Annotated in this window: 24 protein-coding genes and 1 tRNA gene; 6 read left to right on the top strand and 19 right to left on the bottom strand. The window is 72.2% G+C overall.

Annotated elements, in window-relative coordinates:
• Positions 1-131: 131 nt before the first annotated feature.
• Both ACIA8L_RS44775 and ACIA8L_RS44780 read right to left on the bottom strand, forming a co-directional pair.
• The gene (locus ACIA8L_RS44775; protein WP_395914549.1) at positions 132-1,166 is read right to left on the bottom strand and encodes an SGNH/GDSL hydrolase family protein; all 1,035 of its coding nucleotides are present in this window, start codon (positions 1,164-1,166) and stop codon (positions 132-134) included.
• A 96-nt stretch (positions 1,167-1,262) separates the two neighbouring features.
• On the bottom strand, positions 1,263-1,676 hold the full coding sequence (locus tag ACIA8L_RS44780) for a PPOX class F420-dependent oxidoreductase (RefSeq protein ID WP_395914551.1): 414 nt from the start codon (positions 1,674-1,676) through the stop codon (positions 1,263-1,265).
• Between the two features lie 74 nt (positions 1,677-1,750).
• On the opposite strand from ACIA8L_RS44780, the gene ACIA8L_RS44785 reads away from it, so the two are divergent.
• Both ACIA8L_RS44785 and ACIA8L_RS44790 read left to right on the top strand, forming a co-directional pair.
• Positions 1,751-2,101 (top strand): YkvA family protein, encoded by a 351-nt coding sequence (locus ACIA8L_RS44785; RefSeq protein ID WP_395914642.1) that lies wholly within the window; start codon positions 1,751-1,753, stop codon positions 2,099-2,101.
• Between the two features lie 18 nt (positions 2,102-2,119).
• Positions 2,120-3,484, top strand: coding sequence for a cystathionine beta-synthase (locus ACIA8L_RS44790; protein WP_395914553.1), 1,365 nt, complete (start codon positions 2,120-2,122; stop codon positions 3,482-3,484).
• A gap of 16 nt (positions 3,485-3,500) precedes the next feature.
• Here the strand turns inward: ACIA8L_RS44790 and ACIA8L_RS44795 are convergent, their stop codons facing one another.
• The 3 genes from ACIA8L_RS44795 to ACIA8L_RS44805 form a co-directional block, all read right to left on the bottom strand.
• On the bottom strand, positions 3,501-3,821 hold the full coding sequence (locus tag ACIA8L_RS44795) for a hypothetical protein (RefSeq protein ID WP_395914555.1): 321 nt from the start codon (positions 3,819-3,821) through the stop codon (positions 3,501-3,503).
• Complete coding sequence (locus ACIA8L_RS44800) at positions 3,821-4,579, bottom strand: Bax inhibitor-1/YccA family protein (RefSeq protein WP_395914557.1); 759 nt, start codon at positions 4,577-4,579, stop codon at positions 3,821-3,823. Before ACIA8L_RS44800 ends, ACIA8L_RS44795 begins: the two co-directional genes overlap by 1 nt.
• A 107-nt stretch (positions 4,580-4,686) precedes the next feature.
• Positions 4,687-4,767, bottom strand: a tRNA-Leu gene (locus ACIA8L_RS44805).
• Positions 4,768-4,843: 76 nt separating this feature from the next.
• On the opposite strand from ACIA8L_RS44805, the gene ACIA8L_RS44810 reads away from it, so the two are divergent.
• Positions 4,844-6,622: a hypothetical protein gene (locus ACIA8L_RS44810; RefSeq protein WP_395914559.1), complete on the top strand. Its 1,779-nt coding sequence runs from the start codon at positions 4,844-4,846 to the stop codon at positions 6,620-6,622.
• On the opposite strand, the gene ACIA8L_RS44815 is transcribed toward ACIA8L_RS44810, so the two are convergent.
• The 10 genes from ACIA8L_RS44815 to ACIA8L_RS44860 form a co-directional block, all read right to left on the bottom strand.
• Positions 6,619-7,986: an NAD(P)/FAD-dependent oxidoreductase gene (locus ACIA8L_RS44815; RefSeq protein ID WP_395914561.1), complete on the bottom strand. Its 1,368-nt coding sequence runs from the start codon at positions 7,984-7,986 to the stop codon at positions 6,619-6,621. The two genes, ACIA8L_RS44810 and ACIA8L_RS44815, sit on opposite strands and share 4 nt — an antisense overlap.
• 186 nt (positions 7,987-8,172) lie before the next feature.
• Positions 8,173-8,748 (bottom strand): hypothetical protein, encoded by a 576-nt coding sequence (locus ACIA8L_RS44820; RefSeq protein ID WP_395914563.1) that lies wholly within the window; start codon positions 8,746-8,748, stop codon positions 8,173-8,175.
• Positions 8,748-10,076 (bottom strand): DUF58 domain-containing protein, encoded by a 1,329-nt coding sequence (locus tag ACIA8L_RS44825; RefSeq protein WP_395914565.1) that lies wholly within the window; start codon positions 10,074-10,076, stop codon positions 8,748-8,750. The genes ACIA8L_RS44820 and ACIA8L_RS44825 overlap by 1 nt, the downstream gene beginning before the upstream one ends.
• Positions 10,069-11,058: an AAA family ATPase gene (locus ACIA8L_RS44830; protein ID WP_395914566.1), complete on the bottom strand. Its 990-nt coding sequence runs from the start codon at positions 11,056-11,058 to the stop codon at positions 10,069-10,071. The genes ACIA8L_RS44825 and ACIA8L_RS44830 overlap by 8 nt, the downstream gene beginning before the upstream one ends.
• The gene (locus ACIA8L_RS44835; RefSeq protein WP_395914568.1) at positions 11,055-11,720 is read right to left on the bottom strand and encodes a hypothetical protein; all 666 of its coding nucleotides are present in this window, start codon (positions 11,718-11,720) and stop codon (positions 11,055-11,057) included. The genes ACIA8L_RS44830 and ACIA8L_RS44835 overlap by 4 nt, the downstream gene beginning before the upstream one ends.
• On the bottom strand, positions 11,710-12,453 hold the full coding sequence (locus ACIA8L_RS44840; protein WP_395914570.1) for a DUF4129 domain-containing protein: 744 nt from the start codon (positions 12,451-12,453) through the stop codon (positions 11,710-11,712). Before ACIA8L_RS44840 ends, ACIA8L_RS44835 begins: the two co-directional genes overlap by 11 nt.
• 15 nt (positions 12,454-12,468) lie before the next feature.
• Positions 12,469-13,161 (bottom strand): uracil-DNA glycosylase, encoded by a 693-nt coding sequence (locus ACIA8L_RS44845; RefSeq protein WP_395914571.1) that lies wholly within the window; start codon positions 13,159-13,161, stop codon positions 12,469-12,471.
• 10 nt (positions 13,162-13,171) lie between these two features.
• Entirely contained in the window at positions 13,172-14,134 is a 963-nt protein-coding gene (locus tag ACIA8L_RS44850) for an HAAS signaling domain-containing protein (RefSeq protein WP_395914573.1), read from the bottom strand.
• The gene (locus tag ACIA8L_RS44855) at positions 14,131-14,460 is read right to left on the bottom strand and encodes a PadR family transcriptional regulator (RefSeq protein ID WP_395914575.1); all 330 of its coding nucleotides are present in this window, start codon (positions 14,458-14,460) and stop codon (positions 14,131-14,133) included. The genes ACIA8L_RS44850 and ACIA8L_RS44855 overlap by 4 nt, the downstream gene beginning before the upstream one ends.
• Positions 14,461-14,565: 105 nt before the next feature.
• Positions 14,566-15,252, bottom strand: coding sequence for a hypothetical protein (locus tag ACIA8L_RS44860; RefSeq protein ID WP_395914577.1), 687 nt, complete (start codon positions 15,250-15,252; stop codon positions 14,566-14,568).
• Between the two features lie 156 nt (positions 15,253-15,408).
• Between ACIA8L_RS44860 and ACIA8L_RS44865 the strand changes: the two genes are divergently transcribed.
• Positions 15,409-15,831 carry a hypothetical protein gene (locus tag ACIA8L_RS44865; RefSeq protein WP_395914579.1) on the top strand — a complete coding sequence of 141 codons (423 nt, stop codon included), beginning with the start codon at positions 15,409-15,411 and terminating at the stop codon, positions 15,829-15,831.
• 70 nt (positions 15,832-15,901) lie between these two features.
• On the opposite strand, the gene ACIA8L_RS44870 is transcribed toward ACIA8L_RS44865, so the two are convergent.
• Together ACIA8L_RS44870 and ACIA8L_RS44875 are read right to left on the bottom strand one after the other, a co-directional pair.
• Complete coding sequence (locus ACIA8L_RS44870; RefSeq protein ID WP_395914643.1) at positions 15,902-16,804, bottom strand: exopolyphosphatase; 903 nt, start codon at positions 16,802-16,804, stop codon at positions 15,902-15,904.
• A 19-nt stretch (positions 16,805-16,823) separates the two neighbouring features.
• Complete coding sequence (locus ACIA8L_RS44875; protein WP_395914580.1) at positions 16,824-17,327, bottom strand: amino-acid N-acetyltransferase; 504 nt, start codon at positions 17,325-17,327, stop codon at positions 16,824-16,826.
• Positions 17,328-17,350: 23 nt separating this feature from the next.
• Here ACIA8L_RS44875 and ACIA8L_RS44880 point away from each other — a divergent pair, with 23 nt between their 5' ends.
• On the top strand, positions 17,351-17,836 hold the full coding sequence (locus tag ACIA8L_RS44880) for a cellulose binding domain-containing protein (RefSeq protein WP_395914582.1): 486 nt from the start codon (positions 17,351-17,353) through the stop codon (positions 17,834-17,836).
• A gap of 75 nt (positions 17,837-17,911) precedes the next feature.
• A complete protein-coding gene (locus ACIA8L_RS44885) occupies positions 17,912-18,862 on the top strand; it encodes a phosphotransferase (RefSeq protein WP_395914584.1) in 951 nt (316 codons plus the stop codon).
• Here the strand turns inward: ACIA8L_RS44885 and ACIA8L_RS44890 are convergent.
• Together ACIA8L_RS44890 and ACIA8L_RS44895 are read right to left on the bottom strand one after the other, a co-directional pair.
• A complete protein-coding gene (locus ACIA8L_RS44890) occupies positions 18,839-19,405 on the bottom strand; it encodes a DUF501 domain-containing protein (protein WP_395914586.1) in 567 nt (188 codons plus the stop codon). The genes ACIA8L_RS44885 and ACIA8L_RS44890 overlap by 24 nt on opposite strands.
• Positions 19,402-19,797 (bottom strand): septum formation initiator family protein, encoded by a 396-nt coding sequence (locus tag ACIA8L_RS44895; protein ID WP_395914588.1) that lies wholly within the window; start codon positions 19,795-19,797, stop codon positions 19,402-19,404. The genes ACIA8L_RS44890 and ACIA8L_RS44895 overlap by 4 nt, the downstream gene beginning before the upstream one ends.
• Between the last annotated feature and the right edge of the window lie 135 nt (positions 19,798-19,932).

Raw genomic sequence — 19,932 nt, forward strand, 5'->3', positions numbered from 1 at the left:
GGAGCCCCTTGCCCGACAGGCGACACAGGCCTCGTCGGTCGAGGCGCAGTCGGCCGCCGGCGGCTTCGGCGGGAGCGAAGCGGCCCCGGAATCCTCTGCTGCTTCTGCTTCTGCTTTTGTTCTTTGCTTCGTCACGCCGCCTCCGCCGTCCGGTCGGGGGTTCGGGCGGACTGTTGCGGCAGGCGGTGCCACACCCGGCGACGTAGCTGCGCCCAGCGGCCGCCGGGGCCGCGGTCGTGCCCGGCCACCTGTGCCGCGCTGACCTCGGTGCCGGGACTGTGCGCGGCCTCGACGGCGGCCTGCGGCAGCGTGCGGACACCCTCGCCCGCGGTGAGCGCGACGTCGGCCGGTACGGGCACGCCGGCCGGCTGCGGCGGCTCGGTCAGCGCGGCGACGGCGGTGGGCAGCACGGCCTGGGCCGCGGCCAGATAGCCCGCCCCGGACGGGTGGAAGCGGTCCAGGCTGAACATGCGGTCCGGCTCCGAGTAGAACAGCTCGCCGAGCAGGTCGCCCAGCGAAACCGTGCGCCCGCCGGCCTCCACCACCGCGATCGTCTGCGCGGTCGCCATCTGCCGGCTCCAGTGCCGGGCCAGCCAGCGCAGCGGCGGCTGGATCGGGCGGATCGTGCCCAGGTCCGGGCAGGTGCCGACGACGACCTCGACGCCCGCCTCGCGCAGCATCCGCACCGAGTGCACGAGGTGGCGGATGGCGATCGGGATGCTGACCCGGTGGGTGACGTCGTTGCCGCCGATGCAGATCACGGCGATGTCCGGCCGCTGCCGCAGCGCGACCTCGGTCTGCGGCGGGAGGCCCTTCGACTCGGCCCCGACCACCGCCAGGCAGCGCATCCACACCGGGCGCCGCAGCTGCTCGGCCAGGCCGGCGGCGACCGCGGCGGCGAACGTCTCGCTCGGGCCCTCCGCGCCGTAGCCGGCGGCCGAGGAGTCCCCGAGGACCACCAGGCGCACCGGCTCCCCGCCGAAGTCCGCCCCGAAAAGCCCGTCGGCGCGCGGCGGCGGGCTCACGACCTGCGGGATCGTCTTGCGGGCCAGGAGCGCCTGGCCGAGCACCAACCCGTAGAACAACACGCCCGCCCCGGCCACGCCACCGCCGCCGACCGCCGCCGCCGTTGCTATCCGCTTCACCCGCTCCGACTGCAGTTTCACCGCCCCCGACCTTTCCGACCCCTGGATTCTCGCGAACCCGAGGTTAGCCTCCGCCTCCCAAGTATTCGTCGCGGTTGTCCCGACCCCGACCTGACCTCATCCCGACTTGTCCGGTCCGGCCCGGTGGAGGGTGACCCGGATGAGTACCCGCTGATCCCGGATCATCGCCGCCCGGTAATCGTCCCAGTCGGGGTGTTCCCCTCCGGTTGCCCGCCGGTAGTAGTCGACCAAACCTTCGACGCTGTCCGGCGGCAGCACGATGTCGGCCTCGCCCTCGACCTGAATCCACCGGCCGTAGAACCCGTCGGGCAGCACGCACACCGCCGCCCGGGGGTCGCGCCGCAGGTTGCGCACCTTGTAGGCCGGCACCCGGCTGCTGATCACCACCCGGCCCTCGGCATCGACGGCCACCGTGACCGGCGACATCTGCACGCCGCCGTCCTTGCGGCGGGTCGCGAGCACCGCCTGGTGCTGGTCCGTCAGAACCGCCCGAGCCTCATCGAGATCCATGTCCACATTCTTACTCGGGCACCTGATGACAAGCACCGTTACATTGATACGCAAGGGCAGAGAGGGTGGTCACCATGGCGGACAGGGCGCTGCGACGGCGGTTGGCGTGGACTGCGCTGGCGCGCGTGTTCCGGCCGGACACCCCCGGCGTCGGCAAGCGGATCGCCGCGATCCCCCGCATGATCAAGGCGACCATGAAGGGCGAGTACGACGGCGGCAAACGGCTGGCGATGCTGGCCATGGCCGGGGTGTACATCATCTCGCCGATCGACGCGGTGCCGGAAATGTTCCTTTTTGTACTGGGCATGGTCGACGACCTGGCCGTGGCCGGATACTTCGCCGGCGCGCTGATGGACGAGCTGGAGCGCTTCCTGGAATGGGAGAAGCGGCGCGAGACAGTGATCCCCGGACACGTCATTCGGTAGGCCGGATAGGCTGGCGGCGTGCGCTACTACGACAACGTCGTCGAGTTGGTGGGCGATACGCCCCTCGTCCGGCTCCGCAACGTGACCGCCGGCATCTCCGCCACCGTCCTGGCCAAGGTCGAGTACATGAACCCCGGCGGCAGCGTGAAGGACCGCATCGCGCTGCGGATGGTCGAAGAGGCCGAGAAGGCCGGGCTGCTCCAGCCGGGCGGCACCATCGTCGAGCCGACGTCCGGCAACACCGGCGTCGGGCTGGCGCTGGTGGCGCAGCTGAAGGGGTACCGCTGCGTCTTCGTCTGCCCCGACAAGGTGAGCGAGGACAAGCAGAACGTCATGCGGGCCTACGGGGCCGAAGTGGTGGTCTGCCCCACGGCTGTCGCGCCCGAGGACCCGCGGTCCTACTACAACGTCTCCGACCGGCTGGCCCGCGAGATCCCCGGTGCGTGGAAGCCCGACCAGTACGCCAACCCGGCCAACCCCCGCTCGCACTACGAGACCACCGGCCCTGAGGTCTGGCAGCAGACCGACGGCCGCGTCACCCACTTCGTGGCCGGCGTCGGCACCGGCGGGACCATCTCGGGCGCCGGGAAGTTCCTGAAAGAGGCCTCCGAGGGCCGCGTGCGCGTCGTCGGGGCCGACCCCGAGGGTTCCGTCTACTCCGGCGGCACCGGCCGGCCATACCTGGTCGAGGGCGTTGGCGAGGACTTCTGGCCCACGACGTACGACCGGACCATCTGCGATGAGATCGTCGAGGTGTCCGACAAGGACTCGTTCGAGCTCACCCGCCGCCTGGCCCGCGAGGAGGGCCTGCTCGTCGGCGGCTCCTGCGGCATGGCCGTGGCGGCCGCGCTGAAGGTCGCCCGCGCGGCCGGACCGGACGACGTCGTGGTCGTCCTGCTCCCGGACGGCGGCCGGGGATACCTCTCCAAGATCTTCAACGACGGCTGGATGGCCCGATACGGCTTCCTGCACACCGCCGACCAGACCCCGACCGTCGCCGACGTCCTGGTCGGCAAGGACGGCCGCGTCCCCGGGATGGTCCACATCCACCCCAACGAGACGGTGCGGGACGCGATCGACTACATGCGCGAGTACGGCGTGTCCCAGCTGCCCGTACTCAAGGCCGAGCCGCCCGTCGTCACCGGCGAGGTCGCGGGCTCCATCGCCGAGCGGGACCTGCTCGACGCGCTCTTCTCCGGGCAGGCGCACCTGCACGACATGGTGGAGCGGCACATGGCCGACCCGCTGCCGATGGTCGGCGGGGGGCAGCCGGTGAGCGAGGCGGTGGCGCTGCTGGAGAAGGCCGACGCCGCCGTGGTGCTCATCGACGGCAAGCCGGCCGGGGTCATCACGCGTCAGGACCTGCTGGCCCACCTGACCTGAGGCGAAGGCAGCCGACCTAACCGAACGCTCCGCGGATGGCGTTGACCCGGGCCGCCGCCTCGTCCCGAACCGGTGGCGGGGCGTAGCGGCTCAGGTCGGCCGCGACCACCTGGAGCTGGTCGGGCAGCGCCAGGTCGTTCTCCAGGCGCGGCACGGGCAGCGGCGGGCGGCCCTCGGCCTCGGCGCCGCGGTCGGCCAGCCACTGGACCAGGTCGTGCATGAGGTCGGCGCGTGTGGCCCCGGACAGACCGGACGCCGCCCATCGGGGCGGCGTCCAGTGTGAGACCTGACCGACCAGCTTGCGCACGGCAGTGCTGAGCTGATCTTCGTCGGACATCAGCGGCGCAGGTAGCTCAGCAGGCGCAGGATCTCGTAGTAGAGGAAGATCAGGCCGACCAGCACGCCGAAGGCGCAATACCAGGCGTACTTCTCCGGCATCCCGTAGCGGGTGCCCTGCTCGATGGCGTCGAAGTCCAGGATGAACGTCAGCGCGCCGACGCCGATGATGACCAGGCTGAAGACGATCGGCAGCCAGCCGACCTGCCCGGTGGTGCTGTACTCGCGCAGGCCCAGGTTGAGGCCGAACAGGTAGAACAGCCAGTTGGCGAACGCCAGCACCATGACGCCGATGAGGGCGCCGATGACGAACTTGGTGAAGCGGGGCGTCGCGCGCAGGACCCGGAACTTGTACAGCACCGCCATGACGGCGAAGATGCCGAACGTGCCGATGACGGCCTGCAGGACGATGCCGTTCCAGCGGCTCTCGAAGGAGCGGCTGATGACGCCGAGCGCGACCCCCTGCAGCACCGCGTAGGGGATGATCACGGCCGGGCTGGTGATCCGGCGGAACGAGATGACGAGGCCCAGGACCAGGCCGGTGAGGCTGGCCACGATGGCCGCGAGGTAGGTGATCGCGCTGCTCGGCGGCAGCAGGATCCAGGCGCCGGCACCGACCACACCGGTCACGGCCAGCAGCGCAACGGTGCGGACGACGACGTCGTCCATGGTCATGGCGCGGGTCGGCGCGCCGCTCTCATAACGGGAAGCCCGCGCCGCCTCGCCAAGGCGGGTGAGCACCGGGTTCGAACTCTGCACGATCGGCCTCCATGGGCTCTCATCCACGTGTAGACCCAGGGTACCGCGAAAGAGCGATCGGGAAACCGGCACCATACAGTGCGACGTCATGGTACGGAGAAAAGTTGTGCCCGGGGCGGGGTTCGAACCCGCATGCCTTGCGGCAGCCGCTTTTAAGGCGGCCGTGTCTGCCGTTCCACCACCCGGGCGTTGAACGCGATCTCACGGTAGCCCGTCCGGTGAACTGTCAACACCGACAACGGGTTGGCCGTTACTGTCGTCCGGGTGACCAGCGGCCCACAGACCGACGAGGCCGGTACTGCTCCGGTTGACCAGGCAACACCGGCCAATTCGCCGTTGCGCCGCCGCCGTCCATGGATTAACGACCTGGCCGCGTGCGCGTTCATGGTGCTCGCCGCGGCCTTCGTCACCAAGGGCCTGCTGGCCGATCCGGCGGGCCGCGGCCTCGCCCTCAACCCCGGTGACCAGGCGCTCGACGAGTGGTTCCTCGCCTACGCCACCCGAGCGTATCGCGGTGACTTCACCTTCGTGACCGGTGCCTTGAACGCGCCCGAGGGCATCAACGTCCTGGGCAACGCCTCGCTCGTCGGGCTGGGGGTGCTGTTCGCCCCGCTGACCCTCGCGTTCGGCGCTCCGGTGACGTTCGCGGTGGCGACCGGGTTCAACCTCGCGGCCAACGGCGCCGGCTGGTACCTGCTGTTCGCCCGCACCGCGCGCCTGCACCGCCTGGGCGCGCTCGTCGGCGGGGTCTTCGGCGGCTTCGCGCCCGGCCTGGTGAGCCAGTCCAACGGCCATCTGCACATGACCGCGGCCTGGCTGGTGCCGCCGATCGTCTGGTGCGTGATCACGCTCGCGCAGGGCACGAACACGGTCCGGCGCGGCCTGCTGCTGGGCGGGCTGGTCACCGCGCAGTTCTTCCTCGGCGAGGAGGTGCTGCTGCTGGCCGCGGTCGCGATCGGACTGTTCGGCCTGGCCTTCGTCGCGACCTGCCGGCCGGTGCCGCGGCACGTCCTGCCGTCGCTGGGCCTGGGGCTGGCGATCGCGGGCGCGGTCGGGCTGGCGCTGCTGGCGTACCCGATCTGGACGCAGTTCCGCGGGCCGCAGAGCGGTGCCGGGGCGGTGTTCCGGCCGGAGTTCTACTCGGCCGACCTCAAGAGCTTCACCGCCCTGTCGCCGCTGTCCCTGGCCGGCGGGGCGAGCGCGACCCGGCTGGCGAGCGGGCCGGCGGAGTACACCGCGTTCTTCGGCGCCCCGGTGCTCATCGTGGTGCTGGGGGCGACGCTGTGGATGTGGCGCCGCCCGGCGGTCGTCGCCTGCACGGTGGTGTCGCTCGTGCTGTGGGCGCTGGCCCTGGGGCCGCACATCGTGGTCGGGCACGAGCGGACCGCCCAGTGGGGGCCGTACTCCCTGATCGCGGGGGCGCCGGTCGTGGAGTGGGCGCTGCCGACCCGCTTCGCCCTGGCCACCGTCCCGCTCCTGGGGTTCGTGCTCGCGGCGGCGGTACACGCGGCAATCACACAGACGGAGACCCTCAAACTCCTCGTGCCGGTCGCCGTCATCGCCGCGCTCGTCCCCATCGCGCCGCGGCCGCTGCCCACGACGGAGCGGGCGCCCGTGCCGCGGTTCTTCACCGAGGGCTACTGGCGCGGGTACGCGCCGCGCGACGGCACGATCGTCCCGGTGCCGCTGCCGGACTGGAAGGACCCGCAGTCGATGCGCTGGGCGGCGGCGACCAACGTGTCCTTCGCCACGCCGCAGGGCTGGTTCATCGGCCCGTACGGCAACGGTGGCACGTCGGCCGTCGGCGTCTTCCCGCGGCCGACGTCCCAGCTGCTGCACCGGGCGGTCGCGAACGACAACCCGCCGGTGCTGACCGACCAGGACCGCGTCGACCTGCGCCGGGACATCGGCTACTGGCACGCGTCCTGCTTCGTGCTGGCCGACGGCCAGCCGGGCGCCGGGGCGCTGAAGACCACCCTCGACACCCTGCTGGGCCCCGGCGAACGCGTGGCCGACGTCTGGGTCTGGCGGGCCCGAGGCTAAGCGGCCTTCGTCCGGTCCGGTGAAGAAGCCCGGACCGGAAGCGGAATGGGCTGCGCGACCTCGACGAACGCCTCCCGCGGCTCGTGCAGGGAGCCGAGCGCGACCACCTCGCGGCGCAGCACCAGCTGCAGCGTCCAGTCGACGAGCACCCGGATCTTGCGGTTCCAGGTCGGAATACGGCTCAGGTGGTACGTCCTGTGCATGAACCAGGCCGGGAGTCCGCGGACCTTGATGCCGTACACCCGCGCGGCGCCCTTGTAGAGGCCGAGTCCGGCCACCGAGCCGACGTGCTTGTGCCGGTAGTCGACGGGCTCGCGGCCGCGAACCACGGCCGCGATGTTGTCGGCCAGCCGGGCCGCCTGGCGCACCGCGTGCTGGGCGCTGGGTGAGCACAGCGCCGACGGGTCGGCGGAGGTCAGGTCCGGCACCGCGGCGCAGTCGCCGGCACTCCAGGCGCCCTCGACGACGTTGCCGTCGGCGTCGACGACCTGCAGGGTGGGCTTGCAGGTGATCGCGCCGCGCGGGGTGCGGGGCAGGTCGGTCTGCTCCAGCATCGGGTGCGGCTTCACGCCGGCCGTCCACACGATCGTGTCGGCCTCGAAGGCGTCGCCGTCGGAGAGCTGCACGAGGCCGTCGACGCACGACTCGAGCCGGGTGCCGAGGCGGATGTCGATGCCGCGCCGGGTCAGCTCGACCGCGGTGTAGGCGCCCATCTCCGGGCCGACCTCGGGCAGGATCCGGTTGGCCGCCTCGACGAGCACGAACCGGACCTCGTCGCGCGGGATCTCGGGGTAGTACCGCAGCGCGCCGCGGACCATGTCCTCCATCTCGGCCAGGGCCTCGACGCCCGCGTAGCCGCCGCCGACGAAGACGAACGCCAGCGCCCGCCGCCGGGTCGGCCCGTCGTCGGTGGTCGCGGCCACGTCGAGCCGGTCGAGGACGCTGTTGCGCAGGAAGACGGCCTCGCCGATGGTCTTGAAGCCGACCGCCTGCTCGCGCAGCCCGGGGATGGGCAGCGTGCGCGACACCGAGCCGGGCGCGACGACGATGTGGTCGTAGGCGACCTCGCGGGCCGGGCCGATGATCGGCTGGACGATCGCCACCTTCCGCGCGTGCTCGACGCTGGTGACCGTGCCGGACAGCACGTGGCAGCGCTCGAGCTCGCGGCGCAGGGGGACGACGGCGTGCCGGGGCGAGATGTTGCCGGCCGCCGACTCGGGCAGGAACGGCTGGTAGGTCATGTGGGGCTGGGGGTCGACCACGGTGACCTCAGCCTCGTGGAGGTTGAGCTTCTTGGACAGGCGCAGGGCGGCATAGAGCCCGACGTGCCCGGCGCCGACGATGAGGATTCGCTTCGCAGCCACGACTCAACGCTAGAAGCGTGACGGGGGTCTCTGGAGGCCGGTCACCGTCAATGTAATGCCCGTTACCAAGGGTGTAACCGCGACCACAAGCACACCGCAAGAACAACCCCAGAAGCAGCAGCAGAGGATTCCGGAGCCGCTTCGCTCCCGCCCCGGGCGGGGGGCTGCACCCCCCCACACCCCCGGCTACTGTGATGCCCGCCGTGCCACCAGGTAGGCCAGTGCACCGGCGGCGACCACGCCGACGAGCGAGGCGGCCAGGAACACCGGACCCAGCGTCACCTTCACCAGGAACAGCATCGCGACGCTGACCAGGGCACTCACCGCGACAACGCCGAGGGCCCGCAGCAGCCAGCCGCTGAGCACACCCGGTGACACGATGGCGTCGTAGGGCAGGACCGCGGCCAGGGCGGCCAGCGAGTGCATGAGGTACAGCGTGGTCGACAGCGCGATCAGCCGCGGCACGGAGATGATCTCGCCGTAGACGAACTTGCCGATCAGCCAGCCGAACGCACAGGCGAAGACGGCCAGGCCGACCAGCCGGGTGCGCACGAACACGGCCGGCAGCAGCGCCACGATCCCGGCCAGCACGATCCCGGCGAAGTTGCCCATGACCTCGCGCGGATACGCCAGCACCAGGCTGAGCACCGCGAACACCGCGATCGCGGCCCGGATCAGCAGCGGACCGGCGGCGGCGCGGGAGAGCTGGTCCCGGGCCCGGCCGATCCGGCCCGCGAAGTAGTCCTGGAGCTCCTCGAACATTACGTGGTCACCGTCCGCCCCACCGCCAGCCGGGCCACCCCGCGCAGGACCTCGTCGAGACTGCCGGCCCCGCCCCAGGCGACCACGGGCACGCCGTGTTCGCGCAGCTGGCCGATGATCGCCTCGCGCTCCAGCCGCCACATGCGCCAGGCCACGTCGCCCCACTTGCCGGTCGCGCGGACGCGCAGCACCGGATCGGCCAGGGTGTCCACGGCCACCACGAACCGACCGGCGCGGGCCAGGTTGGCCAGCATCGCCGCGCTGCGCACGTCCAGGAGCGGGGTGAGCACCATCACCAGCGCGTTGCCCTGGATCAGCTGCGGCCCGAACGACGACGGCGGCGGCTCGTCCCCGCCCTCGCCGGCCGCCACGTCGAGCAGGAACTCCAGCGTGGTCATGTAGTGCCGGCGGCCGCTGGCCGCGCGCAGGTGCCGGACCGTCCCGCCGTACTGCAGCAGCGCCACCCGGTCCCCGCGGTGCAGATAGTGCTCGGCGATGCCGGCCGCGGCCCGCACGGTGATGTCGAGCACGGAGGCGCGGCCGTCGATGCCGGTCGAGCGCCCGGCCTCGTGCAGCGCGTCGAGCAGCACCACGACCTCGGCGTCGCGGTCGGACAACGTGCTGACGACGTGGATCTCGCGGGTGCGCAGCGACACCCGCCAGTCGATGCGGCGCAGCCGGTCGCCGGGGCCGAACCGCCGCACGCCCGCGAGCTCGCCGCCCTCGCCGGGGCGCCGGGAGCGGTGGCCGCCGACGTGCCCGGCCGCGCGCGGCATGGCCTCGGCCGCGTCGAAGTGCTCGGTCGCCGGGTACGCCTTCAGCGGCAGCGGCGGCGTCTGCTGGGCCCGGCCGAGCAGCAGCCCGTCGGAGGCGACGGCGTGCGCGGTGACCGGGCCGAGCGGGTGGCGGCCCCAGCGCAGGACCCGGCCCTCCAGGTCAACGCCGGAGATCGTCTGACCCGCGACGTTCACCGCGTAGGGGCGGTCGGTGTGCTTGAGGCGGATCCAGTGCGGTACCACCGAACGAACCACGACCAGGTCGAACCCGGCGGGGTTGGGGTTGCCGATGTTGATCGTGACGCCGAGGTCGGCCCCCTCGACCAGGAACGGCTCCGCGGCCGTCACCTCGACCGTCGGCGCCCGCTTCGGCCGCCGCACCAGCGACACGGCGGTGCCGATCGCGAACGGCGCGGCGATGACCACGAGGTCGAACTGGCCGGTGAGCACGGCGACGAGCACGAGCGCGCCGGCGACCAGCACGGCCCGGCCCAGGGCCCGGGTCGGGTCGAACGCCCGGTTGGGCCAGCGGGTCTCGTTGGACTCAGCCACGCCTTCCGCCGTAGGTCGGCAGCGCCCCGCTGGCCGGCGCCGGCGTCTGGGCCAGCACCTCGCCGACCACGGAGCGCGGGTCGATGCGCTTGAGCCACATCTCCGGGCGCAGCGAGATGCGGTGGGACAGGGCCGGGATGGCGACCGCCTTGACGTCCTCGGGCACCACGTAGTCGCGCCCGCTCAGGGCGGCGGAGGCGCGGGACAGCAGCAGCAGCGCCAGCGAGCCGCGGGGCGAGGCCCCGACCAGCACGTGCGGGTGGACGCGGGTGGCGGCGGTGAGGCTGACGATGTATCGCCCGATCGAGTCCTCCACCATGACGTCCTCGAGGGCCTGCTGCATGGCCAGCAGCGTCTCGGAGTCGACGACGGGCTCGAGGATGGCCTCCTCCTGCCGCCGCGACATCCGCCGCCGCAGCACGTCCCACTCCTCGTCGGCCTCCGGGTAGCCGAACGACACCCGCAGCAGGAACCGGTCGAGCTGGGCCTCGGGCAGCGGATAGGTGCCCTCGTATTCGATCGGGTTGGCCGTGGCCAGCACGTGGAACGGCGCGTCGAGCCGGTAGGTGGCGCCCTCGACCGAGACCTGCCGCTCCTGCATCGCCTCCAGCAGCGCCGACTGCGTCTTCGGCGGCGTCCGGTTGATCTCGTCGGCCAGCAGCAGGTTGGTGAAGACCGGCCCGGCCCGGAACGAGAACTCGTGGTTGCGCTGGTCGTAGAGGAACGAGCCGGTGACGTCGGCCGGCAGCAGGTCGGGGGTGAACTGCAGGCGGCGGAAGCCGATGCCGAGGGCCTGCGCGAACGAGCGCGCGGTCAGCGTCTTGCCGAGGCCCGGCAGGTCCTCCAGCAGCACGTGGCCGCCGGCCAGGATCCCGGCCAGGACCAGCTCCAGGGAGTCGCGCTTGCCGACGACCACCGTGCCGACCTGGTCCAGGACCACCTTGGCGATCCGGCCCACCTCGCCCGGAGCGAGCGTCTTCATAGCGCCTCCACCTTCGCGACGATCGATGCTATGTCCTGCGGGCTGGGCACGCGGGACGGCGTGTAGTGCAGCAGCTTCCAGAGGTCCTCGCCGACCAGCTTGCGGGCCTGCTCGGGGTTGCCGGCCAGGGTGATGCCGTGGCGCTGGCGGAGCCGGGCGTCGACGAGATCGGTGAACCGGGGCACGACGACGGCCGAGAAGCGGTTGGGGTCGCGCTCGCCCCAGACGAACCGGTCGTCCCACTTGGCCACGGCCAGCAGGATGCCGTCGCCGCCCGGGATGGCGTCGCGCAGCTCGCGCCGGCCCGGGGACCGCGCCGCGCCCGGGCGCTCCGGGGGCCGGCTCACCGGCTCCAGGCCGGAGCCGGTCACCGTGGCCGGCAGCTCCTCCGAGCGCACCTGCACCAGCATCTCCCGCATGATCTGCACGGCGATGATGGTGAGCAGCATCAGCGGATATGACACCTGGTAGCCGAAGATGTACAGCACGAGGAAGGCGACGGTGGTCAGCGCGACGGCGACGAAGAGCCGGCGCACCCACCAGCGCCAGTCGAAGGGGCGCGCCGGGCGCCGGGCCGTGCGGGGCGGCTGCTCGCGGCGCGGGACGGCCGGGCCGCCGTCGAACAGCTCGTCGAGGCCGACCACCTGCTCGTCACGGGGCACCGCGCTCACCTCCGGCGGGACGACCGGCCCCGGCGGCCTGGCCGGCGAGCTCGGTGCGGATCTGGCGCAGGGCTCCGATGGCGTCCTGGCGGGAGCGCTCGCCGACCGGGTGGGTGGCGTAGCGGGCTTCGCGGTACACCTCGGCAAAGCCTTCGAGCGTCGGCCGGCTCACCTGGTGCGTCGAGAGCAGGCGGGTCACCAGCTCGGTCGGGCTGTCACCGGTCAGGCGCGGGGTGCCGGCGGCCGCGGCGGCCCGCTCCAGGCGGACCCAGCAGGCGATGACGGCGCGGCGGGGGTCGGTGTCGGTGTCGCTGAGCTCAACGATGCCGGCCTCGACCGCGGCCATGACCTCCTCGGCGGAGCCCTGGGCCATCGGCCGCGGCGCCTCCGGCTCGACGAAGATCCGCGGCTTCTGCTTCGCCGACCGGTTGGCCAGCAGATACCACACCAGGCTCCCGACCAGCACCAGCACCAGCAGGCCGCAGAGCAGCATCGCGCCCGTGATCACCCAGGAGGGCAGCTCGAGGTCGTCGTCCCGGTTGCCGTCGGCGACCGGCTCCGGCACGTCCTGCTGGTCCGGCGCCAGAACACTCGGCGTCGGCTCCGGTACCGCCGGCCCGGGCACGGGCACCCGCGTGATCTCGGGCGAGGACATGGACGCGGCCAGGCCACCGATGAGGAGGACGGCGATGACGCCCAGCACCGGCAACCAGCGGCCGAAGGTGCGGTCCATGAGATCCCGTCGCTCTTAAGTGACCCCGGCGAGCTGCTTCGCCCGGGTGAAGACCTCGTCCAGCATTCCTGGCGTGAGCCGACCGGTAAAGGTGTTCTGCTGACTCACGTGGTAACAACCGAGCAACGCGGGAGCACCTTCGGCCTGCCACAGGGCGCCGTGGCCGAACGGCACCTTCCGCGCCGGTGCTACACCGTAGACGGCGCGGAGGGCGGGCCAGAAGGCGGCCCACGCGAACCCGCCCAGTGCGATGACCACGCGCAGGTCAGGGGTGATCTCCCGGAGCTCCCGGTGCAGGAACGGCGCGCACGTGTCGCGCTCCTCGGGCGTGGGCTTGTTGTCCGGCGGGGCGCAGCGCACGGCGGCGAAGATCCGGGTCGCGGTCAGCGTGAGCCCATCGTCACGGGACGTGCTCGTGGGCTGGTTGGCCAGGCCGGCCCGGTGCATCGCGGCGAAGAGCACGTCGCCGGAGCGGTCGCCGGTGAAGATCCGCCCGGTGCGGTTGCCGCCGTGCGCGGCCGGGGCGAGCCCGAGGATGGCGATGGGCGCCCGGTGCGGGCCGTAGCCGGGCACCGGGCGCCCCCAGTAGTCCTGATCGCGGAACGCGGCCCGCTTGACGACCGCGACCTCCTCCCGCCACGCCACGAGCCGCGGGCAGCGGCGGCACTCGGAGATCTCCCGATCGAGCTCGTCCAGCGCGTCTCCCACGCCCTCGACGTTAGCGGGACGGCGACGGGCTCACCGACGGGGACGGGTTGGGGCTCACCGACGGCGACGAATCGGGGCTGGCCGACGGCGACGGACCGGGGCTCCCCGCGAGGCTGGGCGCCGCGCCGCCGGAGGGGTTGACCCGGCCGATCGGGCAGAGCGGATAGCTGGGCGTCTCCGCGCGCATCTCCCCGGCGGTCGGGTCGACGTGGCAGCGGTAGGGGTCGCCGAGGTTGATCACATTGCCGTCCTGGTCGTACAGCGTCACACCCTGCAGCGGCCGGCCGTTCTGGTCGACCGGGTAGACGTCCACGACGTACTGGTACGGGTTGTTGGAGCCGGAGTCGTAATACGCCTGACTGCCGGAGTAGCGCCACAGGGCCCCCGGGAAGGTGACCGCGATGAACAGCAGCCCGAGCCCGGCGACCGCGCTGACGCCGATGCCGACGGCCCGGGGCAGCCGCGGCCGCCCGGTGGCCCCGATGCGCACGGAGACGACCGCGGCGGCGGCCATGAGCACCAGGCCGATCGGGTCGTCGAGGCGGTCGAGGGGGATGATGTCGAACGCGAAGATCAGCACGACGAGGGCCACCCCGCGGGCGATCCACCAGGCCGGCCGGAGCAGGCGCAGGAAGTCGGTGGCCCGCTCGTAGCCGATGACCCGCCCGGACCGCTCGTCCAGCGTCCGCAGCCGCTGTCGCAGCAGCTCGACGTCGATGCCGCCGCGGGCCGCGGCCCCGGCCCGGCCGGGCTCGATGCCGGCCGCGGCGCGCAGCTCGGCCGCGTAGGCGTCGGGCGGGCCGAGCCGCTCGACCAGCGAGCCGCCCTGCTCCTCCAGGACCTCGGCGAAGTGCGCGGGCAGGTCCTCCATGAGGTCCTCGCGCACATCGAGGGGCAGGTCGGCCAGCGCCGCCGCGACCCGCTCCAGGTAGTAGTCGATCTCCAGGCTGCTGCCACTGGGTGCGGTGGTCATGCCGCCACCTCCTCCCCGATCAGCGAGTGCATCGTCTGCGCGAAGCCGTGCCAGACCTTGCCGGACCGGGCCAGCTGCGCACGGCCGGCGGCGTTGAGCGCGTAGTACTTGCGGTGCGGCCCGGACTCGCTGGGCACGACGTAGGTGGTCAGGGCGCCGGCCTGGAAGAGGCGGCGCAGGGTGCCGTAGACGGAGGCGTCGCCGACCTCGTCGAGACCGGCCGAGCGCAGCCGGCGCAGGATGTCGTATCCATAGCCGTCCTCGTCCCGCAGCACGGCGAGCACGGCCAGGTCGAGCACCCCCTTGAGCAGCTGGGTGGTGTCCACGCCAAGCAGAGTAGTACGCAATGCACAGTAGTATCAAGCGCAGAGGTCCGGACACGCGAAAGGCGGCCCACCAATCGGCAGACCGCCCAGCGAAGAGAGGTTGTGTTACTTGGCGTCGTCCAGGCAGAGGGCGTCGCCGCTGCTGACGTCGGTGCCCTGCCACAGGACGTACTTCGCGTCGGACCAGGCGTCGCAGACGGTGGCCTCGTTCGCGAGCGACTCGGTCTGCGAGACGCCGTTCTTGATGCCCACGACCTTGTACTTCGCGGTCGCGTCGTCGCACTTCACGATCTTGACGCTGACGTCCTTGGTCGTGTTGTCGCCGATCGAGTCACCGGCCAGGCAGTCGCCGACCTTGGCGTTGGACGGGTCCGAGTTCACGCTGTCGACGATGTCGTTCCAGGTGCTGCGGGCGAACAGGAAGATGCCGCCACAGCAGACCAGCGCGAGGACCAGGATGACGCCGAGGATGATCAGGATGATCTTGCCGGCGCTGCTCTTCTTCGGCGGCGGCGGCGGAGCGCCGAACGGGGCGCCGGGGGCACCGCCGGGCGGGCCGTAGGCCGGCGGCTGGTCGTACGGCGAGCCGGACGTCGGCGGCTGGCCGTACGCCGGGTCATACGGGGCGCCCGACGACGGCTGCTGGCCGTACGGTGCGCCGGACGACGGCGGCTGCTGGCCGTAGGGGGGCTGCTGCCCGTACGGCGGCTGCTGCCCATACGGCTGGTCACCGCCGTATCCCCCGCCACCGGGTGGCGGGTAGCTGCCGGGCGGCGGGTACTGATCAGACATGCGTTTCCTTCCGGGGTATGCCGCAAAGATCACCCTAACGGGCAAAAAGACGGTTGAGCTTGGGAAACCGACCTCTGGCCCACTGGAGACGGCTCACGATAGCCGGAGAGGGCCAACCCGCGCAGCACTGAGCGTGCTCGTATTACGGTGTGCGCCGTGACCGATCTGTTGAAACGGCTCGCCGCGGGGCCCGGGGTCTACCGCGGACGCGGCGACGGGCTGGAGTCCGGGCCCTTCGTCGCCCGGATCAAGGTGACCTCGGTGGTGCGCGGCAACGCCATCACGCTGGACTATGAGGCGGTCAGCGACAGCAAGGGACTGCAGCACGTCGAGCACACGATCCTCACCGCGAGCGAGGCCGGCCGGCTGGAACTGCACGTCACCTGCCTTGAGCTGCCCGGCGTGACCCGGTTCGTGCAGAGCGAGCCGGGGATCTTCAACGCCTACGAGGGAGCCCTCCCGGCGAAGATCATCATCACGATGCCCAGTGACGGCGTGCTCACCTACGGCTGGTGGTGGTCCCGGGACGACGCCGAGCCCCGCGAGCAGTCCCGGGCCGAGGTCCGCCGGACGGGGTGACCCTCCGCAGCCGTCGCCGGCGCGGGTTGACACAAATCCGACAGCGCCACGTGATGGTTGACCACGGAAGTTACGCCATCGAGAGGGCGATTCCGTCGAGGATGTCCGATTCGGAGGCAATGACCGAATCGAGCCCGGACCGCTCGACGATCGTCCGCAGGATCAGCGCCCCCGCGCCGATGACATCGGCGCGGCCGGGGTGCATGACCGGGTGCTCCAGGCGCTGCTCGGTGGTGCGGCCGAGCAGGTCGGCGGTCACCTTGGCCACCTCCTCGGCCGAGATGCGGGCCCGGTGGATGCGCTTGGGGTCATACTCGCGCAGCCCGAGCGCCAGCGCCGCGACCGTCGTCACCGAGCCGGCCAGCCCGACCAGCGTGGCCGCGCGGGTGCCGTCGACCGCGGCCAGGGCCCGCTCCACCGACGCCACGATGTCGGCCTCGGCCGCCGCGATCTGCTCCGCGGTCGGCGGGTCGGCCCGCAGGTGCCGCTCGGTCATCCGCACGCAGCCGATGTCGACGCTGATCGCCGCCTCGACGTCGCGCTCCCCCACCACGAACTCGGTCGAGCCCCCGCCGATGTCCACGACCAGGAACGGCGCCTGCGCGGTGAGACCTCGCACCGCCCCGGCGAAGGACAGCCGGGCCTCCTCTTCGCCGGTGATCACCTCGGGCGCGAAGCCCAGCGTGTCGAGCACCATGGCCTGGAAGTCGGCGGCGTTCTCGGCGTCCCGGGAGGCGCTGGTGGCCACCATCCGGGCCGCGTCGACCCGGGCCGCCGCGATCTCGGCCGCGTAGTCGACCAGCGCGACCCGGGTCCGCTCGATCGCGGCCGGGGCCAGCCGCCCGGTCTGGTCGACGCCCTCGCCGAGCCGGACGATCCGCATCTGCCGCGTCACGTCCGCGACGCCGGAGCGCTCGGAGACGTCGGCGATCAGGAGCCGGACAGAGTTGGTACCGCAGTCGATGGCCGCCACTCGCTTCACGGGTCAAAGCCTACAAATGCAGCAGCATGCGGTGGTTGCCCAGGGTGTTGGGCTTGACCCGCTCGAGGTCCAGGAACTCCGCGACACCCTCGTCGTAGGAGCGCAGCAGCTCCTCGTAGACCTGGTGGGTGACCGGGGTCCCGTCGATGGACACGAACCCGAACGAGCCGAAGAATCGGGTCTCGAAGGTCAGCACGAACACCCGCCGGACCCCGATCTCGCGGGCCGCGTCGAGCAGCTCGGTGACGATCCGGTGGCCGATCTTGTGCCCACGCAGGAGCGGGTCGACCGCGACCGTGCGCACCTCGGCGAGGTCCTCCCACATGACGTGCAGCGCGCCGCAGCCGACGATCGCGCCGTCGGCGGTGCGCTCGGCCACCCAGAACTCCGGCACGGCCTCATACAGGGCGACGGTGGGTTTGGACAGCAGCCGGCGGTCGGCGACGTACATCGCGACGAGCCGCCGAATGCCCCGGACGTCGGCGGTTCGTGCCCGCCGGACGGTTACCTCCATGGCGCAAGGGTAGTGGCGCGCGGATGTGGCTTCTGACACGCGATCGGGTGCTCATCCTCACCACGGCCCTGATGACGGTGGCGGCCGGGACGATGACGGTCCTCTACCTCACCAAGAGCCCGCAGCCGATGACCCCGGTGGCGAGCACGACCGGCCCGCCGAAGGCCAGCCCGGGTGCGAGCGTCCGGGGTACAGCCGCACCCGGCACGGTCAAAGCGGCGTACGCGGTGCGCAGCAAATGGAAGGACGGCTTCAACGCCGAGGTGACCGTCACCAACCTGGGCAGCCAGCCGCTCATGGGCTGGACCGTGCGGCTGGAGCTGCCCAAGGACGTCGACGTCACCTCGACCTGGGGCGCCCAGGCCGAGCGGCTCCCCGGCGGGCTGGTGCTGCGCTCGCAGGCCTACAACACCTACCTGGAGGCGGGCGGCGCGATCCGGATGGGGTTCGAGGCGAAAGGGCCGGCTGGAGCACCTACCGGCTGCACAGTCAATGGAGCGGCCTGCTGAGTCATAAATCCGACTGTTTGCGCGTGGTGGGTATCCGGCCCCGCTTCGGCAAGAAGTCTGACGTACCTTCTTGGGGTGCTGACGCCACCGGCCGGACTCCCCGAGGACGCGCTTGGGGTGCTGATCGGCCGAGAGTGGGGCATTCCGGTCAAATCGCTCGACTACCGGCCCGTCGGCTTCGGCTCCCACCACTGGGAGGTCACCGACACCGCGGGGTTCCGCTGGTTCGTGAACGTCGACGAGCCGGCCGACCCGGCGAAGCTCGACGCCTCGCTGCGGGCCGCGGCCGACCTCTACGCCACCGGCCACGCGTTCGTCGTCGCCCCGATCCCGGCCCTCAGCGGCGCCAGCACGGTCCGGCACGAGTCGTTCACGATCGCGTTGTACCCGTTCGTCGAGGGCGCCAGCTTCGACTGGAACGCGTTCACCGGGCCGGCGCACCGCCAGGCCACCCTGGACATGATCATCCGGCTGCACACCGCGCCGCCGATCGCCCGCCGGCACGCCCGGGTCGACGACTTCGCGGTGCCCTACCGTGACGAGGTCGAGCAGGCCCTGCGCGCACCGGCCGAGTCCGCGGGCTGCGGCCCCTACGCGGTCCCGGCGGCGGATCTGCTGGAGGAGTATCGCCGGCCCCTGCAGCGGGTCCTGGCCCGCTACGACGAGCTGGTGCTGCAGAGCCGCACCGAGCCGGTCCGGGCCGTGCTCACCCACGGCGAGCCGCACTCGGGCAACACCATGCGCACCCCGACCGGGTGGCGGCTCATCGACTGGGACACGGTGCTGGTCTCGCCACCGGAGCGCGACCTGTGGCTGATCGAGCCGGGCGACGGGTCGATCTTCGCGGCCTACGCGGAGGCGACCGGGGTGCTGGTGCGGCCGTCCACGATCATGCTGTTCCAGCTGCGGTGGGCGCTGTCGGACATCGCGGTCGAGGTGCGCCGCTTCCGCCGCCCGCACACCGGCACGCAGGACGAGGCCGAGGGCTACGAGATCCTCCGGTCAGTCGTCACCAGTCTCGAGTGACACGCTGTCGGGCGACACCGGCCCCGTCGGCGGAGACCCGGTCGGCCGGTTGACGCACTGTCCTTGAGCCCACCACTCGCCGGCCTTGGCGAGCGTCTCGTCACCGAACGGGTTGACCCCGGGGCCGACGGCCAGAGCGTGGCCCAGGTGGACGTGCAGGCACTTCACCCGGGTCGGCATGCCCCCGGCCGAGACGCCGTCGATCTCCTGGACGTGGCCGACGGCCTCCCGGCGGCGCAGGTAGTCCTCGTGGGCCGCCTGATACTGCGCGGCCAGCTCCGGGTCTTCGGCGAGCCGGGCGCCCATCTCGCGCATCAGGCCGGCCGACTCCAGCCGGCTGCACTCGTGCACCGCGCGCGGGCAGGTCAGGTAGAACAGCGTCGGGAACGGGGTGCCGTCGGGCAGCCGGGGCGTCGTCTCCACGACGTCGGGCAGGCCACAGGGGCAGCGGTGGGCGATCGCCTGGGTGCCGCGGGGCGGGCGGCCGAGCTGGGCCGCGACCACCGCCAGATCCTCGTCGGTGGCCTTCTGGAAGTCGCTCACTGCTTGTCGGCCGCCTCGACGCTGGACCAGAGCTTGTCGTACCAGGGCCGGGGCGGTTTCGGCGCGCCCGGCAGCTCGTCGGGGTCGGCCGCCTGGTTGTTGGCCGGGTCGACGACCACGTAGGGCTTCTCGCCCGGGAGCACCATGTGCAGCCGCTGGCGGGCCTGGGAGATCACGTATTCGGGGTCGTCCCACTTCTTGGCCCGGGCCTGCATCTCGGCGACCTTCGCGGTCTGCCGCTCCTGGCTCTCCTCGAGGGCCGCGATCTCGGCCTGCTGGGCCAGGTAGACCCGCACCGGGTAGGCGTAGGCGAGCAGCAGCACCAGCAGGACCAGGCTGAGCACGACCGCGCGGCTGGTGAACCGGCGCGGCTGCGGGGCCCGGGTGCGCATGGCCGCACCGCCGGGCGAAACCGCCCGCCGGGCCACGGGCCGGGAAGGAGCCCGTCCGGCTCCGGCCCGCGGCGATCCGGCGCGGGACTGACCTCGAGGTGAGGAGCCGCGAGGGCCGCCACTGCGCCCGCCCGG

Source organism: Dactylosporangium sp. NPDC051541 (genome assembly GCF_044454505.1).
GTDB lineage: Bacteria > Actinomycetota > Actinomycetes > Mycobacteriales > Micromonosporaceae > Dactylosporangium.